Source organism: Lactobacillus sp. UMNPBX12, from assembly GCF_002553955.1.
Classification (GTDB): Bacteria; Bacillota; Bacilli; order Lactobacillales; family Lactobacillaceae; genus Lactobacillus; species Lactobacillus crispatus.
The window spans coordinates 54,648-69,507 of record NZ_PCYY01000008.1; the positions used below are offsets into that span (position 1 = coordinate 54,648).

A 14,860-nucleotide genomic window follows, 5' to 3' on the forward strand; every position below is an offset into this window, starting at 1 on the left:
ACAATGCGATAAACTATATATTATATAATTTACATACCGAGAAGCGCCTATGACGCTGCCGATACGCAAATGAAAACTGAACAAGTTTCTCAAATGGGGAACGGCTTATGCTAGTAGGTCGTTTTCCATTATTTTTTTACGAAAGGAGTGGTTAGTCCGCTATGGATAATCACAGGCAAAAACCTTGGGCTGTCGAACAGTCTGAGGTATTAACAAATACAAAAACAACCGAAACTGGTTTAACTGAAGACGAAGTTCGAATACGCCAGCAAGCTGGTTTAAACGAGCTCGCAGCTAAACCTCCTAAAACAGTAATCCAAATGGTCAAAGAGCAGATTTTTGATCCAATGATCGGTATCTTATTAGTAGCTGCCCTCTTATCTGCTATGTTTGGCGAATATACCGAAGCCATTATTATCGCGACAATCGTGGTTCTTAATACCATTATTGGAGTAGTTCAGGAAAAAAAGGCACAGTCTTCTTTAGCTGCGTTACGTGACATATCTGCGCCAACTGCTCATGTAATTCGTAATGGCAAAGAATTAATCATACCGGCCAAGGAATTAGTAGTTGGTGATATTGTTATCTTGCATGATGGGGACATGGTTCCAGCCGATTTGCGCTTAATTGAAACAGCTAACTTGAAAATTCAAGAAGCATCCCTTACTGGTGAATCAGTACTGGTAGAAAAAGACGCAGCTGCTGTTTTAAATCCAGATTGTGCTCTTGGTGACCGCATCAATATGGCTTTTTCTTCCTCAATTGTGACTTATGGTCGTGGTCAAGGCGTCGTGACAGCAATTGGGATGCAAACAGAAATGGGTGCCATTGCTGGCATGTTAGAAGATCAAACTGAAGTACAAACACCATTGAAACGCAAATTAGCTAAAGCCGGCATGGTCTTAACGATTATCGGCTTAATTATTTGTAGTTTGGTCTTTGCAATTGGTGCTTTCTATGGCCGTCCACTTTTACCACAATTCTTGGTTGCTATCTCATTGGCAATTTCAATTATTCCAGAAGGTCTGCCAGCAACCGCGACAATTGTTATGGCCTTAGGCGTTAAACGCATGGTTAAGCGTAACGCTTTGATCAAAAAGTTGCCAGCAGTCGAAACCTTAGGTAACGCCACTGTCATCTGTTCCGACAAAACTGGTACTTTAACCTTAAACAAAATGACTGTTACACAGGCAGCAACGAATGACTTCAGCCAAAGTCACGCAGTTGACCAGCTTGCAGCAAATAAAACCAATCAAACTTTGGCCTATGCTAGCGCTCTTTGTAACGATGCCAGCTTGAATGGTGAAAAAGAAATTGGTGATCCAACTGAGATAGCCTTAATTCCTTTTGCCCAAAAGCTTGGCTTTAACCAATCTAACTTAAAGAAAGAATTCCCCCGTTTGTTCGAACAACCCTTTGATTCGGACAGAAAACGGATGACAACATTGCACAAAATTGACGGTCAATTAACGGTATTCACTAAGGGTGCAACGGACGAAATGTTGCCGTTATGTACACACATTATGACTGACAATGGCGTGCGTAAAATTACACCCCAAGACAAAAAGCAAATTGCCCACTTGTCTCACCAAATGCAAGCTGACGCTTTACGAGTACTAGGCTTTGCTACCAAAATAGTGGATAACTTACCTGAAGCAAATGCTGATTTGGAAAATAATTTGACTTTTATCGGGATTGTCGGCATGATTGACCCACCACGAAAAGAAGTTGCGGCATCAGTTAAAACCTGCCGTGAAGCCGGTATTCGCACAATTATGATTACCGGTGACCACAAGGTAACTGCCTTGGCAATTGCGAAAAAGTTAAACATTTATCAGCCAGGTGACTTAGCAATCTCGGGAACTGAATTAGACCAAATGTCTGATGCGGAATTAGATCAAGCTGTTGAAAAGGCTACCGTTTTTGCTCGCGTTTCTCCTGCTGACAAACTGCGCATCATTCAAAGCTTAAAGCGAAATGGTGAGGTAACAGCTATGACCGGTGACGGAGTAAACGATTCACCTGCCTTAAAGGCTGCCGATATCGGTGTCGCTATGGGTGTAACGGGTACAGACGTGGCTAAGGACGTGGCTGATATGATTTTGCTTGATGATAGTTTTACCACAATTGCGCACGCTATCAAGGAAGGTCGCCGCGTTTACCGCAACATCCAAAAAGTAATTCAGTTCTTGCTAGTTGGTAACATTGCTGAAATTACCACTTTGTTTGCGGCAACTATTTTTAACTGGGATGCGCCATTATTGGCAGTACACATCTTGTGGGTTAACTTAGCTACAGCTACTCTACCTGCCCTTGCTCTTGGCGTAGACCCAGCAAGTAAAAACATTATGAAACACAAGCCAGTTAAAGCTGGTACTTTATTCGAAAAAGACCTAGTTATTCGGGTTATTACCCAAGGAATATTTGTTGCCCTGCTTACTTTAATTGGTTACTTCATTGGTAAAGAAATCGGCAATCAAGTTGTCGGACAAACCATGGCCTTCAGTATTTTAGCATTGGCCCAAATGATTCGTTCATTTAACCAGCATTCAAATACTGATCCCATCTGGAAAAGATCAGCTGGTAATAATCCATGGTTAACAGTGTCATTCATTATCTCTGCATTTTTCATGTGTATTATTCTCTTTGTCCCAGCAATGCAAGATGCATTTCACATTACCAGTTTGTCAGCTGGACAATGGTTAATCGTAGTTACCCTAGCTTTACTTTCAATTGCACAAGTTGAGTTAGTAAAAGGTTGGACAAAATTTAGAAATATTTTTATTAATGACAATAATTTAATTGAAGATTAATTAGTTACAAAAAGACGGTAGCATTACAACACTATCGTCTTTTTTGATATTAAACTTTGGCTGCTGCCAATTGGTCAACATCTATCTGACTACGACCAATCTGAATTGCCTTTTCGGTACTTTCATTCAAGCTAGCATTGATCATCTTATGACTAAGCTCCAGCACCATTGGCAAATTAACACCGCTAATTACCCGTACTCGCTCAGGATACATATCTTCATATTCCGAAGCGACTAAGTGGGGTGTCCCATTTTTTAAATCAGTTAGCACCAAAATCTGACTATTCTGATATTTATTCATGACTTTAGCAAAACGAGCCTTAAAATCTCTGATTCCTGTGTCGTTTAATTCAATTGTCAGGATCTGATCATTCTTGCCTGCCAACATATCATGTGCAGACATTAGCCCCGCAGCTAACCCTTCATGAGTTGCAATTAAAAGTTCCATAAAGCGCACCTCTTTGTAAGCGATTTCTACAGAACCATTTTAACATATTTTTGTATTAATTAAGCTGTTCAATATCTGCTAATAAGCTACTTTGTTCAGGTGTTAGCCGCTCATCCTTTTGCCGTAACTTAAGTACTTGTAGACAAGTGTGCAAAATCTTTTTTCCTTGTTCCGTCACTTGTTTGCCATCCATATCAGGCATTACATTGGCTAAAAAGTCATCCATCTCATCAGCAGTAACCTTGAAAACATCATTTTCTCCATGAATCAAGGGCATCCGATTGAGCATTTCTTCAATCATTTGTAATTTATTTCTAGCCTCTTCAAAATCCATCTTGTTCACATCCAATTCTTTTTCTTTTATTATACAAAAAAACAGCCACCTAACTGACTGTCATCTTTATTTCGTATTAATAATTGCGTTTGAAATTGTAGTTACATTAGATTCGATCAGTTGATGCGAATTGTTAACAAAAAGGGAAGCCCCAATTCCTATAGCAGCAAATACAAGCCAAACTTTCTGTAAAACTGTACTCTTCATGTTCCCAGCTCCTTATATTTCTTATTATATAAAAAGCCGATCGTTATGGGAATGGCTGCGCTTACAATTAACATAATTGTAATATTATTTACCTTTACTTAAGAGTTACTTCTCCAGCAACATTTGTATCAAAAAAGTCAGCAATTTGATGGACGTCCATCCCTTGCCCTAAAGCCCACATTAATTTGGTAATCGCACTCTCAGAAGTCATATCACAAGCGGAAATAGCTCCTTCCAGCAAAGCCTCACGCCCCACCTCATATTTGGTCAAATCGCTACGTTCATACAAGCATTGACTGCTGGCTACAACGGGAATACCTTGACGAATTAGCTTACCAATTGCGGCTACCATGTTGCGGCGAATAAAGTTCATCCCGCCTAGACCATACGCTTCGATAACAATCCCGCGGCAACCACTATTAACCATCGCAAAAAGCAGATTAGGATCAAAACCTGGAAATAGTTTCACCAACGATACGTGCGAATTAATTTTAGTATTTAAGGTTGGCTGACCGTCATGTTCTTTTTGAAAATGTTCTGAATTAAAAACTAACCCATCGGAAGAAACGGTTGCTACTGGTGGTACATTCACACTTTCAAAAGCATCAAAGTTGGTAGTCCGCACCTTTACACTGCGGCAGCCCAGCATAACTTTATTATGAAAGGCTAAATAAACATCAGGTGGACAAGTTGCTGCAGCTGCAAAAGCCAACCGTAGGTTATCGTGAGCGTCACTTAGGACCACGTTAATTGGTACCTGACTTCCCGTCAGCACAACCGGGATATTAATATTTTTCAGCATAAACGACAACATTGATGCCGTATAAGCCATAGTATCAGTACCGTGTGAAACAACAATTCCATCGTAATCATTGCGGTATTTGTAAATATTTTCTGCAATAAATTTCCATTCTTCTGGTTGGATATTAGAAGAATCTAATTGCAAAATATCGCGGACTTGAATGTCGTACGGCAACTTTCCCAACATTTTAATTAACTCTTCACCGGTTTCCTTGGGTACTAGGCCTGCATCAGAAACAACGGAAGCAATAGTTCCCCCAGTTGATAGCAATAATATTTTCTTCATCTTGTTCCCCTTTATCTCAAATCACAATGTCGACCATAACTATTCATGATTAGATCAATTAAAACATAGGCCGAACTAAAAGTTACCGCATTTTGCTTACTAAATTGAAATGGCGTAGTTTTGAAGAAAAAGCTATAGTCGCTAAGAGAGGCTAATTTTCCCGTTTGCCAGCTAGTCAGTGACACCAATTTCAGTTCAGTATTCACGACATCAATCTTCTTAAGTTCTTCAATAATTGTTTTATTAAAACCACCAAATGAAATAACAAACAGCATGTCATTTTCCCGTGCAGACCGCCCTAATAATGCCACTTCGTCGCGTGCACTAGGCAAAATAATTGCTTTTTTACCAATTAAGAAAAAGTTATGCGCCAAATATTCCGCGATAATTTGCTGCTGCCAGCCAGTAGAGTAAAGATAGATCGTTTCCGCTTGATCTAAATCCGCAAAAAATGGTTGTAAGTTTAATCCCTTAAAATATTTAAAAGTTTCAGCAATGATCTTTTGTAAATCCGTATTGAAATCTAGCGTTTGCTTGTTCTTAACGTTTTGCTCCTTTCGTGTAGCTAACTCGGACAATTCAAATTTCAATTCGCTGAAACCACTTAATCCCAATTTTTTGCTTAGGCGAAAAATAGCGGACTTAGAAACGTATAATTTCTGAGCTAATTTCAGCAAACTCAACTGACTTGCTGCTTCAGGATATTTCAATAAATAGCTAACGATCGCTTTATCGGTCTCATTAAAACTTTCCTTTTTCTTCATGACCGCTGTTTCTAAATCCATTCTGTTTCCTTTCTCATCACTGTTTCTTATTAAGAATAAGAATATCATGTCGTACTCAAAAAAGGTAGCCACCCTATTTGAGTAACTACCTTAATTTTTATTCTTGAATTGAAGTTATGTTATGACAATTAATTATTTAAGTTCTGGCCAGTATGGAGCATTAACTGGAATCATGTCATCCAAAATCTTCTTAGCAACGGAAGCATCTGGTACAGTCTTGTTTAATGCAAATGCTTGTAGCATCTTATTGTATGAATGTTCAACATAAGCATCAACAACCAATTTTTCACAAGTTTGTTGTTCCATCATCAAGCCTCTTTGGAAGCGACCTGCTTTACCCGTAGCCATTGGTTGAATGCCATCAGCACCAAACAATGCTGGTACTTCAACAATTGAATCTGGATCCATATTAGAAATTGCACCGTTATTAGCACAGTTAGCTAAGAACTTTTCATGAGTGTTAAATGCGATCGCATGACAAATATCTACGATATATTCAGAGTGCAAACCTGAAATATCCCAAATATTATTCTTAGCAGTTCCCACCTTTACGATTCTTTCACATTCGCCAAAGACAATCTTTTGCCGGTGTTCACGAATTTCATCAGTACGAGTATGCTTCGGATCAGCATTAGCAACTTCATATTGTGGGAAGTAGTAGTATTGCATGTAATTGTTTGGCAAAGTTTCTGGCTCTAGCTTATATTCATCGGCAACTTTCTTAAAGGTGGCTTCCCAAGAAGCTTCAGTATCCTTGTCGTAATCGCCACCTACCCAATAGCCGTGCTCTTTGACGTATTCCTTCAACTTAGGCATTAAGTCTTCGCCAGTCTTCTTGTTGCGAACTTCTTTCCACCAGCCAAAGTGATTCAAACCATAATAGTTAAAGTCAATATCATGCCAACTGTCCAAACCACAAATGGCAGCCATTCTGTCCATATCATCAATCGGCATATCACAAATGTTAATTACCTTAGCATTTGGACGAAGACGACGGCAAGCTTCTGCAACGATTGCAATTGTGTTGGAGTAGTTGATCATCCAAGCATTTGGTGAGTATTCTTCCATCCAATCAATAATTTGCAAAATTGCGGGAATTGAGCGAAGACCATAGGCCATTCCTCCGGGTCCAGTAGTTTCTTGACCATTCACGCCATATTTTAATGGAATCTTTTCATCCAAGCTTCTCATGTGATATTTACCAACACGAATTGATCCCATAACAAAATCTACATCAGTAAAGGCCTCTTTAGGATCAGTTGTGTAAGAAAACTTAATTTGTGGTGCCCTTTCCTTCATGATAATTTCAACAGCTTTGGCAATCTTTTCTTGCCGTTCAGCATCGTTATCATAGAACTTCAACTGTCTTAATGGGAATTTATCCTGACTCTTGATTAAATCAAGGACAAATCCTGGAGTAAAAGTACTACCACCGCCAGCAATAACTACTGAATATTTCTTACCATCCATAATCTATTTTCTCCTTTAAATAAAACTAAGTTTTTATCTCTGTTTCATTTGCCTTACGCATATATTTATATCATCTTCTTCCACAAATGTATTCGTTTTCACCAGCTTCAGACTTTGTTTCAAGTTTTGGAACGCGTTTCACTACGCGAAATATTTTTAAATGTTGCCTTAAGCCTAACAAATCAGATGTTTAACTTGCCTTTATTAGTAATAGTGTAAAAATGAAAAAAATAATCGTTTCATGACCAAGATAAACTATAATTTGAATATTCCTTTAACCACAAAAATAAATAGTCCGTATTTGATGATCGCATAGCTTTAATTACAAAATACGACTCAAACTAGTTTCACTTCCATATTTTGTAGTGTAATTTTGAAATTAATTATAATTTTAATATCTTTCTGCTATTTTCTATACAATATAATATTTTTAAAACATATCTTTGCTAAACGCTGATTTTATCCCAACTCTTAGTCATTAGTACTTGATAATTTATAGATAACTTAGGTTATAATTATATATTTTTTTATATAAATTTAGCCTTTATTAAAAAACTTTTGAATTATTTATTAGTCGTATAGCTTTTATTTTAGGTCGCCCTAAGTCTTGATAAACTAGCACTCTAAAAAATAACATATATGTTTTTATTTAACAAGATACGTTATTAAAGCTGTTCATATATAGACTTTGTTTTTAATAATGTTAGTATCATTCCATGAAGAGACATATAACGATCTTTAAGGAATTGACTACTCCTTAAGCAAAAAAATGACTTATAAATTGGGAATTCTTTTCGTAATATAGGGGGATTAGGAAAAATGACAAAGAATGTTAAGCTATTATCACTTATCGGTATCGCAGCCGCTTTAGCAGGTGGAAGTGTTGCTATTTCAAATAATAACAACTCTACTGTTCAAGCTGCTTCTATCACATTACCCGCTGGTTACACCAAGAGTGCCATTATTAAATGGAACCAAACTGGTAAAGCAAGTAAGGCTTTGATTGATGCTTCTAAAAAAGGCATGAAGGAAAACACCAATAGTGATGCGGGTTCAGATAATACGTTAGTTAACGTGACTAAATTAACTGCGTCTCAACAAAAAGAACTGAGCCAATACACTTTAAGCTTAATTAATTCTGCACGTCATCAACTTGGCAAGCAAGACTGGACTTACAAGCGAGGTGCTTTGCACTTTGCAAATCGTGTAGCTAACGAATACTACAACCATAACAGATCTTGCTGGGATGCCGACCACTATGTTACTGGAATTGAACGCGCAGCTAAGGCTTCTGGCCTTAACTCAAAAGTAGGTCAAGTCTACGAAGATGAAGCTGGCTTGCCTATCTCTTCAACATACAATACTAACTTACGTCCAATGTCAGTATTGAAAAACCAAATTTACTTTAACGTAAAGCAAATGCTTTTTGGCGGTTTTGCAGGCTCTGACAGTCAGATGAATGACTCATCTAGATACACTGAATGGGAACACGCTGGTGATTTACTTGGTTGCCGTACTAAGAGCTACGATGCTAAGACTAAATACTTTGGTATTAGTTTCAGTGGCTTAAAGGATGACCAAAGCAAGGTTAGTGTTCACATGATGGGTGTTGCTAAACGTTACATCCAAAACTACAGAAAATTCAATCATTAAAACTAACGCTGTAGTTAAAAACTTAATACAGTTTCCTAATCCAAGAGCTCAAGTAGTTCAGTCAACTATTTGAGCTCTTTTATTTTTGCCCATTTTTCATCAAAATCCTGTCAAAAAAATGCAGATATTCACACATTTTCAATTAAGCTATCTAATTGTTTGTATACATTAGCTAATACTAATAGTGTGTTAAGTTATTATCTTATTACTATTTTGTCTATAATCCTTGATAAATCAATGTTTCCAGCAATAACTGTACATAATTAATAACGGTATAGTAAATTATGATTACAATTAATAAACTTTTTCAAAAGCAATTTTTACGTTATCCATGCGGGATTTTCGCTTACACAATCTATTACATTATTGTTATCTAAAAAAAGGATTGCTATATTAAATAGCAACTGGTATATTATATATCAATATGTTCAATGAACATAAAAAAGGGAGGATAAAGATGTATTTCACTACTACAAGAAGAAAAACTAGGAAAGACAGGATACATATCCAATTCTTTGCACAAGCCTTAAAAAAAGACCTATCACAAGGAACTGTTTACAAGTATTCAGTTCAAAGATTCTGTGAAGCTGCAAATATCTGTCGCGGAACTTTTTACCGCAACTTTAAAAATTTGAATGATCTATTTAGTCAAGTACTGCAATTCGAAATCAATTCTTGCTTCAACAATCCCCAATCAAGTACTTTACATAAAAAAGCACACAACTTACTGATAGAAATTGAAACTAATGCCACCTACTATCGAAATGTACATTCTCTTGCCTCAAGTCAAATTCGAACACAAGTTGACCAAGCTCTTTTTCGTGAAATGCAAAAATTGCTATTCAATAGTAATCTTTCTAATAAGCATATCCAAAGCATTTCCAGTTTGATTCTTATTCGAATTCTAGACTGGATTGCTCATGACTATCAGGACAATGTCATCACAGTTTATACTGACGTTGAATGCCTTTTTCTCCATCACATTAAAAAAAGTTGCTAGCAACGAATACTAGCAACTTTTTACATTAAGCATAAATTTCACGTTTTAAAATACCGACATAAGGTAAATTACGATATAAGCCGTTATAGTCAAGACCATACCCTACTAAAAATGCATCTGGAGCTTGAAAACCATAGTAATCAGCATGGAAATCAACTACTCTAGTTGTCGGCTTATCAAGCATTGCTACCACTTCAACGCTGGCGGCACCGCGGTCCTTCATCACTTCACTTAAAGCTTGAAGCGTACGACCTGTATCAATAATATCTTCCATAAAAATTACCGGTTGATCTTTAACATCAGATTTTATATCTTGAGTGATCTTTACCTTGCCTGTTGATTCGGTACCGGCATAACTTGAAGCCTTAATTGGATCAACTGTCAATTTAAAGTTAAGTCGCTTGATCATGTCACTAGCAAAAATCATTGCCCCATTTAAAACGGGAATGACAATCGGCTGCTTGCCCTCATATTTTTGATTCAATTCAGCAGCCATCTCATCCATGCGCTTATCTAATTGTGCTTGATCAAACAAAATTTTCTCAATGTCGTTATTCATTATCTGTCTACCCTTTGAATTCATAATTTTGTCATTGATAAGATTTTAACATGATTTAAGACTGAGTTAAAGCTCTGAAGTACTAAAAGTAAATAATTTGTTTATTTATTGGCTACAATTAGCCTAAATTGTTCGGATTTTAACAAAAGTATTTCACTGAAATTAACCTTATTACGATTAGCATAATTATAATAAGGCTAATCGTAATTATGTTATAATCAAATAAAAGAAAGGAATAAATCTATGCAACATTTTGTCGGTAGAAATAATGAACTCAATGACCTCAATGCTAAATATCAGAGTCCTAACTTCGAGATGATCGTAATCTATGGCCGTAGACGAGTTGGTAAAACCGCCTTGATTAGTGAGTTTATTCAGAATAAACCTGCTATTTACTATCAAGGAATAGAATCAACAGGTGATATGAATCTCAAGAATTTATCAGAAAAAATCAACGATTTAAAAAATGATGATTTTAATACTGCATCCTACGCTGATTTTGAAAAAGCTTTTACAGAAGTGCAAAATATTGCTAATCATTTAGAACAAAAATTAGTCTTTGTCATCGATGAATATCCCTTTTTAGCCAGATCAGAACATTCTGTCAGCTCTATTCTTCAATACGTAATTGACCATGTCTATAAAAAATACAATAATGTCATGTTAATTCTTTGTGGGTCATCGATGTCATTCATGGAAAGACAGGTCCTGGAGTACAAGAGCCCACTTTATGGCAGAAAAACTGGGCAATTAAAACTAGAACCATTTGACTTATTTGAATCAGAAACAATGCTGCCTAGTGTTAATAAAAGCGACTTATTAGGTTACTATGGCATCACTGGTGGCATTCCTCAGTACTTGGCTTATATCAATCCCGAGATTTCATTGAGAGATAATATTAGACAAATGTTTTTCTCACCAGTTGCTCCTCTGCGTGATGAACCGAACGTTCTAATGCAGGAAGAAATGCGCAATCCAGCTACATATAATGCTATTCTCAAAACTATTGCTAATGGTTCCAATCACTACAACGATATTGTGCAAGCAACTGATATTACATCTAGCTCTCTTACACCCTATTTAAAAAATTTAATAGATATTGGCGTCATTCAAAAAAAGCAACCACTTTTTAATAAAAATAACCGCAAAGCTTACTATTATATTGTTGATGGTCTCTTTCGTTTCTGGTTCAAGTTTGTCGACGGTGAGACAGATTTAATTGTTAGAGGACAAGTTGATCGCTTATTAGACTATATTATGAGTGAATTACCCAGATTTTTAGGTCCAGTATTTGAACAAGCTAGTGGCGATTGGCTTTGGCGTCAAAATGATTTACCAATTGGCATTCGTACAATTGGTCAGTGGTGGGGCCCTAATCCAGCTAAAAAGCGTGAAGAAGAAATTGATATTGTTGCACCTGATTTCACTAATAATCAAGCTATTATCGGTGAATGTAAATGGCGAGCAAAAGATAAGATTAAACCGGAAATGATTGATACTTTAGTTGAAAGATCGTTCCTAGTACCCAAGATTAAACAAAGCTATCTTTACTTTTTTGCCAAAGAGGCAACGCCTGGTTTCAAAGCATATGCGCAAAAAAATAATGTCACAGTAATTGAATACCAACACTTTTTTGAATAAACATAAAAGCAGCATCCCAAAGCTTATACTCTAGGAATGCTGCTTTTTCTCTATATTTTCTTAATCATATGATCGTAAGTGCGGTCACCAATCGTCATCGACTTCTGCACTTCATAACCTTTATGCTTGTACAAAGCTTGCGCACGTGGATTTTCTTTGTCCACATTTAAGCTGATAATATGATAGCCATGAGCTAACGCTACTTGTTCTGCCTCGTCCATCAGACGACTAGCAATGTGTTCACCCCAATGGTCGGGATGTACAGCTAACGCATCAATATACCACTCGTGTGGCCAAGCTTCTTGATCATCAAAAATCACGGTTGAAATGGGTAAACCAGCATTTGCATAGTTATGACGCAGGACTACATCGATGATCTTCTGGTCCTTATAAGGATACATATCTAAAATTCCGGTCACCTTACCATGATCTTCAGCTACCCAAATTCGGCGGTATGAGTAGCGATAATCCTCGGAAATGAACCCTAATTTCATTAAGCTATAGAATTGATCTTCTGGCAAAGATTCAATCGACTTCATCTGCATTTCATCAAAAATCTGTTTTAATATCGGATAAACAAAGGGAAAATCCGACTTTCTTGCTCGTCTAATAATCATTACTTTCTCCTTAAAAACTATTCATCATCATGATCATTTTCAAACAAATCAACGTCTTTAACTACTTCAAATTTCATCGGGTGCTCTGGTTGATACTGCAATAAATCAACTAAAGTTGTGGCCTTAGGTTCTAATAACTTACTATCATGCATTAATCGATATAAGGCAAAAATTTGTGCATAAGTTGCCCGAATTAACAGGCCATCAGCTTGATAAGCCGCATCATTATCGTCTACTTGCATCGCAGTAGTTAAGTAGTCGCGCAATTTTCTTTCATCATAATCTTCGCCCATCATTTCTTTTAGGGCTGGATCTAGGTCGGCATAGGTCTGTGATAGCTTAGTGATTCGTTCAAAATTATAGGCCAAATCAGTGTTGATCGGCTCTAGACTAGCTTGATCTAGTTTTTCTTGATTGTTCCGAATCCCAGCAGCTAAATTATCAAGTGTCTCACCAAAAGCGCCCAAAACATAATCTAGCCCTAATTGAGTCTCCATTTGCTCGGAGTTTAGATCACTTAATTGGGCTGCACTTTGCGCATTCCAAGCAAAAGAAGGACTAATGATTCGACTTGGCGTCTGGAATAAAATTCCAGCTAAGCCTTGCTTGGAAGAATATTGGACATTAATTGAACCAGGTACAAAATCGCAGCGCTGCTCCAGCTTTTCTACTGCTGCTTGGAGCTTAGCATATAAGTCAGCCACAATACCTGATGTATCACCTTGACCGTTATCAAGCACAATTGAGCCATTTTGCCAGGTATCATGCGGATTATTTTCAGCTAAAACAGAGAAATTCTTGTCAGGATTAAAGCCACTAGCAATATCCTGCGTTGGTAAATAAACGAGAGCGTGACCCAAGAAGTCGGTAATCGCATTAGCATTTTGGTCATCGCCAATTGAATCGATATATGCCATTAAAGTGTAGAGATAGCCATATCCTAGTTGATTAATAATCCCGATTAAGTCAGTCTTGTCCTCACTATCACTTGCCTGAATATAACTGATCAATTTTTGTCGTAAATCTACAAGGGTCCGATCATTGGTGCTGCTTAAATAGTTATCGACATCAGGGATGCTGGCGGAAAAGCCCAAAATTATCCGGTACAAGTAGTCCAAATCAGCGCAATAGCCGTCCCAATCTTGTTCGCTAATTTGCCCGGCCGTATCTTGCAAGTCACGCGCAAAATTCAAAATAAAGGAAATAGCCAGATGAGCTGCGCATTGCTCTGTATTTTCATGCTCAATCATTGCCGCAGTTTTAGTACCTAGAACATCATTACGGAAAATCATCACATCATTAGGTGACTGCAAGTAGACAATCACGTCATGTTGCGTCTCATCATATTCCACGTCCAGAGCGCCAGCAGGGATTAAATTATTTTCGACCAATAAATCACCTGCTTGGCGTAATTTTTCTGCCAATTTTTCCGCTTCTGCTCGTTCAATTGGCTCACCCATCAAGTTAGAATCAGCGCCAGTTGCTGCAGCTTGATCAGCTAAATTTGCTAATAAAGAAAAATCAGGATCTGGCTTGAACAAGTAAGAATCATGAGGGACCTCGACTGTTAAGTGATAAAGCAGTTGTCCTGCAGTTTTGCTATCATCGGTTGAACGCTGCACTTCTTGATAAATTCCCCATAAATAGGCAAACGGCATCCCTGCTAGCTGCGTTTCAGTTTCGGCTAATACATCAGCGTCAAACACGCCGCTTGTAGTTAAAATCTGTTGCAATTCTGCCTTGATCTTTTCAGCAGACAAATCAGCTGTATCTTGATAATAATCATTAATCGCTTCACTTTGCTTAGTCAATTTATACCAGACATTGTACAAATAATCCATATCTTGGCGCAATTGCTCCGGATCAAGCCCTGTCCTCTCTTTTGGCGCCGTGGCATCCATAAAACTGCCAGCCCAACTAATAATAATCCCCTCGCCGTTAGAAGCGTCATCTTGCTCAAGCAGATAGTCATAAGCTTGCTCATTCAAGAGTAAGCTGGGCACAATTAAGTTATTTGGCGTTTGTAAATAAAGTAAGACACTGTCATCATCAGGATTTAATTCAGTATTTAAAGAATTAGACACAATGCAGTTTAATTGCTTAATCCAGCTAATCGCATTGTCAATTTTATTCATTACTTGTTTTAGTTTTGCATCTTCAGTCATGGAAAACTCCTTTATTATCATCGCAAAATGCTGTAAGCAATTACATTCTCACATATTTAGGAGATGATTGCATTATTTTTG

Annotated in this window: 12 protein-coding genes; 4 read left to right on the top strand and 8 right to left on the bottom strand. The window is 37.3% G+C overall.

Features of this window, described 5'->3' with window-relative positions; genetic code table 11:
* Positions 1-161: 161 nt before the first annotated feature.
* Positions 162-2,813, top strand: a complete 2,652-nt coding sequence (locus CP363_RS04745) for a calcium-translocating P-type ATPase, PMCA-type (protein WP_098035900.1) — start codon at positions 162-164, stop codon at positions 2,811-2,813.
* Between the two features lie 49 nt (positions 2,814-2,862).
* Here the strand turns inward: CP363_RS04745 and CP363_RS04750 are convergent, their stop codons facing one another.
* The 5 genes from CP363_RS04750 to CP363_RS04775 all read right to left on the bottom strand — a co-directional run bounded on the left by CP363_RS04750 (position 2,863) and on the right by CP363_RS04775 (position 7,144).
* Positions 2,863-3,261 carry a PTS sugar transporter subunit IIA gene (locus CP363_RS04750; RefSeq protein WP_005723897.1) on the bottom strand — a complete coding sequence of 133 codons (399 nt, stop codon included), beginning with the start codon at positions 3,259-3,261 and terminating at the stop codon, positions 2,863-2,865.
* A 55-nt stretch (positions 3,262-3,316) separates the two neighbouring features.
* Positions 3,317-3,610: a hypothetical protein gene (locus CP363_RS04755; RefSeq protein WP_089147116.1), complete on the bottom strand. Its 294-nt coding sequence runs from the start codon at positions 3,608-3,610 to the stop codon at positions 3,317-3,319.
* A 286-nt stretch (positions 3,611-3,896) separates the two neighbouring features.
* A complete protein-coding gene (locus CP363_RS04765; RefSeq protein ID WP_098035902.1) occupies positions 3,897-4,889 on the bottom strand; it encodes an asparaginase in 993 nt (330 codons plus the stop codon).
* 11 nt (positions 4,890-4,900) lie between these two features.
* Entirely contained in the window at positions 4,901-5,674 is a 774-nt protein-coding gene (locus CP363_RS04770) for a MurR/RpiR family transcriptional regulator (RefSeq protein WP_098035903.1), read from the bottom strand.
* A 132-nt stretch (positions 5,675-5,806) separates the two neighbouring features.
* Complete coding sequence (locus CP363_RS04775) at positions 5,807-7,144, bottom strand: 6-phospho-alpha-glucosidase (protein ID WP_005718261.1); 1,338 nt, start codon at positions 7,142-7,144, stop codon at positions 5,807-5,809.
* 819 nt (positions 7,145-7,963) lie between these two features.
* Between CP363_RS04775 and CP363_RS04780 the strand changes: the two genes are divergently transcribed.
* Together CP363_RS04780 and CP363_RS04785 are read left to right on the top strand one after the other, a co-directional pair.
* Positions 7,964-8,797, top strand: a complete 834-nt coding sequence (locus CP363_RS04780; protein ID WP_065989965.1) for an SEC10/PgrA surface exclusion domain-containing protein — start codon at positions 7,964-7,966, stop codon at positions 8,795-8,797.
* Positions 8,798-9,254: 457 nt separating this feature from the next.
* On the top strand, positions 9,255-9,797 hold the full coding sequence (locus CP363_RS04785; RefSeq protein ID WP_005723891.1) for a TetR/AcrR family transcriptional regulator: 543 nt from the start codon (positions 9,255-9,257) through the stop codon (positions 9,795-9,797).
* Positions 9,798-9,822: 25 nt separating this feature from the next.
* Here the strand turns inward: CP363_RS04785 and hpt are convergent, their stop codons facing one another.
* Entirely contained in the window at positions 9,823-10,356 is a 534-nt protein-coding gene (gene hpt, locus CP363_RS04790; RefSeq protein WP_013086845.1) for a hypoxanthine phosphoribosyltransferase, read from the bottom strand.
* A gap of 243 nt (positions 10,357-10,599) precedes the next feature.
* On the opposite strand from hpt, the gene CP363_RS04795 reads away from it, so the two are divergent.
* The gene (locus tag CP363_RS04795) at positions 10,600-11,997 is read left to right on the top strand and encodes an ATP-binding protein (protein WP_098035904.1); all 1,398 of its coding nucleotides are present in this window, start codon (positions 10,600-10,602) and stop codon (positions 11,995-11,997) included.
* 50 nt (positions 11,998-12,047) lie between these two features.
* Here the strand turns inward: CP363_RS04795 and CP363_RS04800 are convergent, their stop codons facing one another.
* Positions 12,048-12,611, bottom strand: coding sequence for a GNAT family N-acetyltransferase (locus CP363_RS04800; RefSeq protein WP_089143445.1), 564 nt, complete (start codon positions 12,609-12,611; stop codon positions 12,048-12,050).
* Between the two features lie 20 nt (positions 12,612-12,631).
* Positions 12,632-14,779 carry a hypothetical protein gene (locus CP363_RS04805; protein WP_098035905.1) on the bottom strand — a complete coding sequence of 716 codons (2,148 nt, stop codon included), beginning with the start codon at positions 14,777-14,779 and terminating at the stop codon, positions 12,632-12,634.
* Between the last annotated feature and the right edge of the window lie 81 nt (positions 14,780-14,860).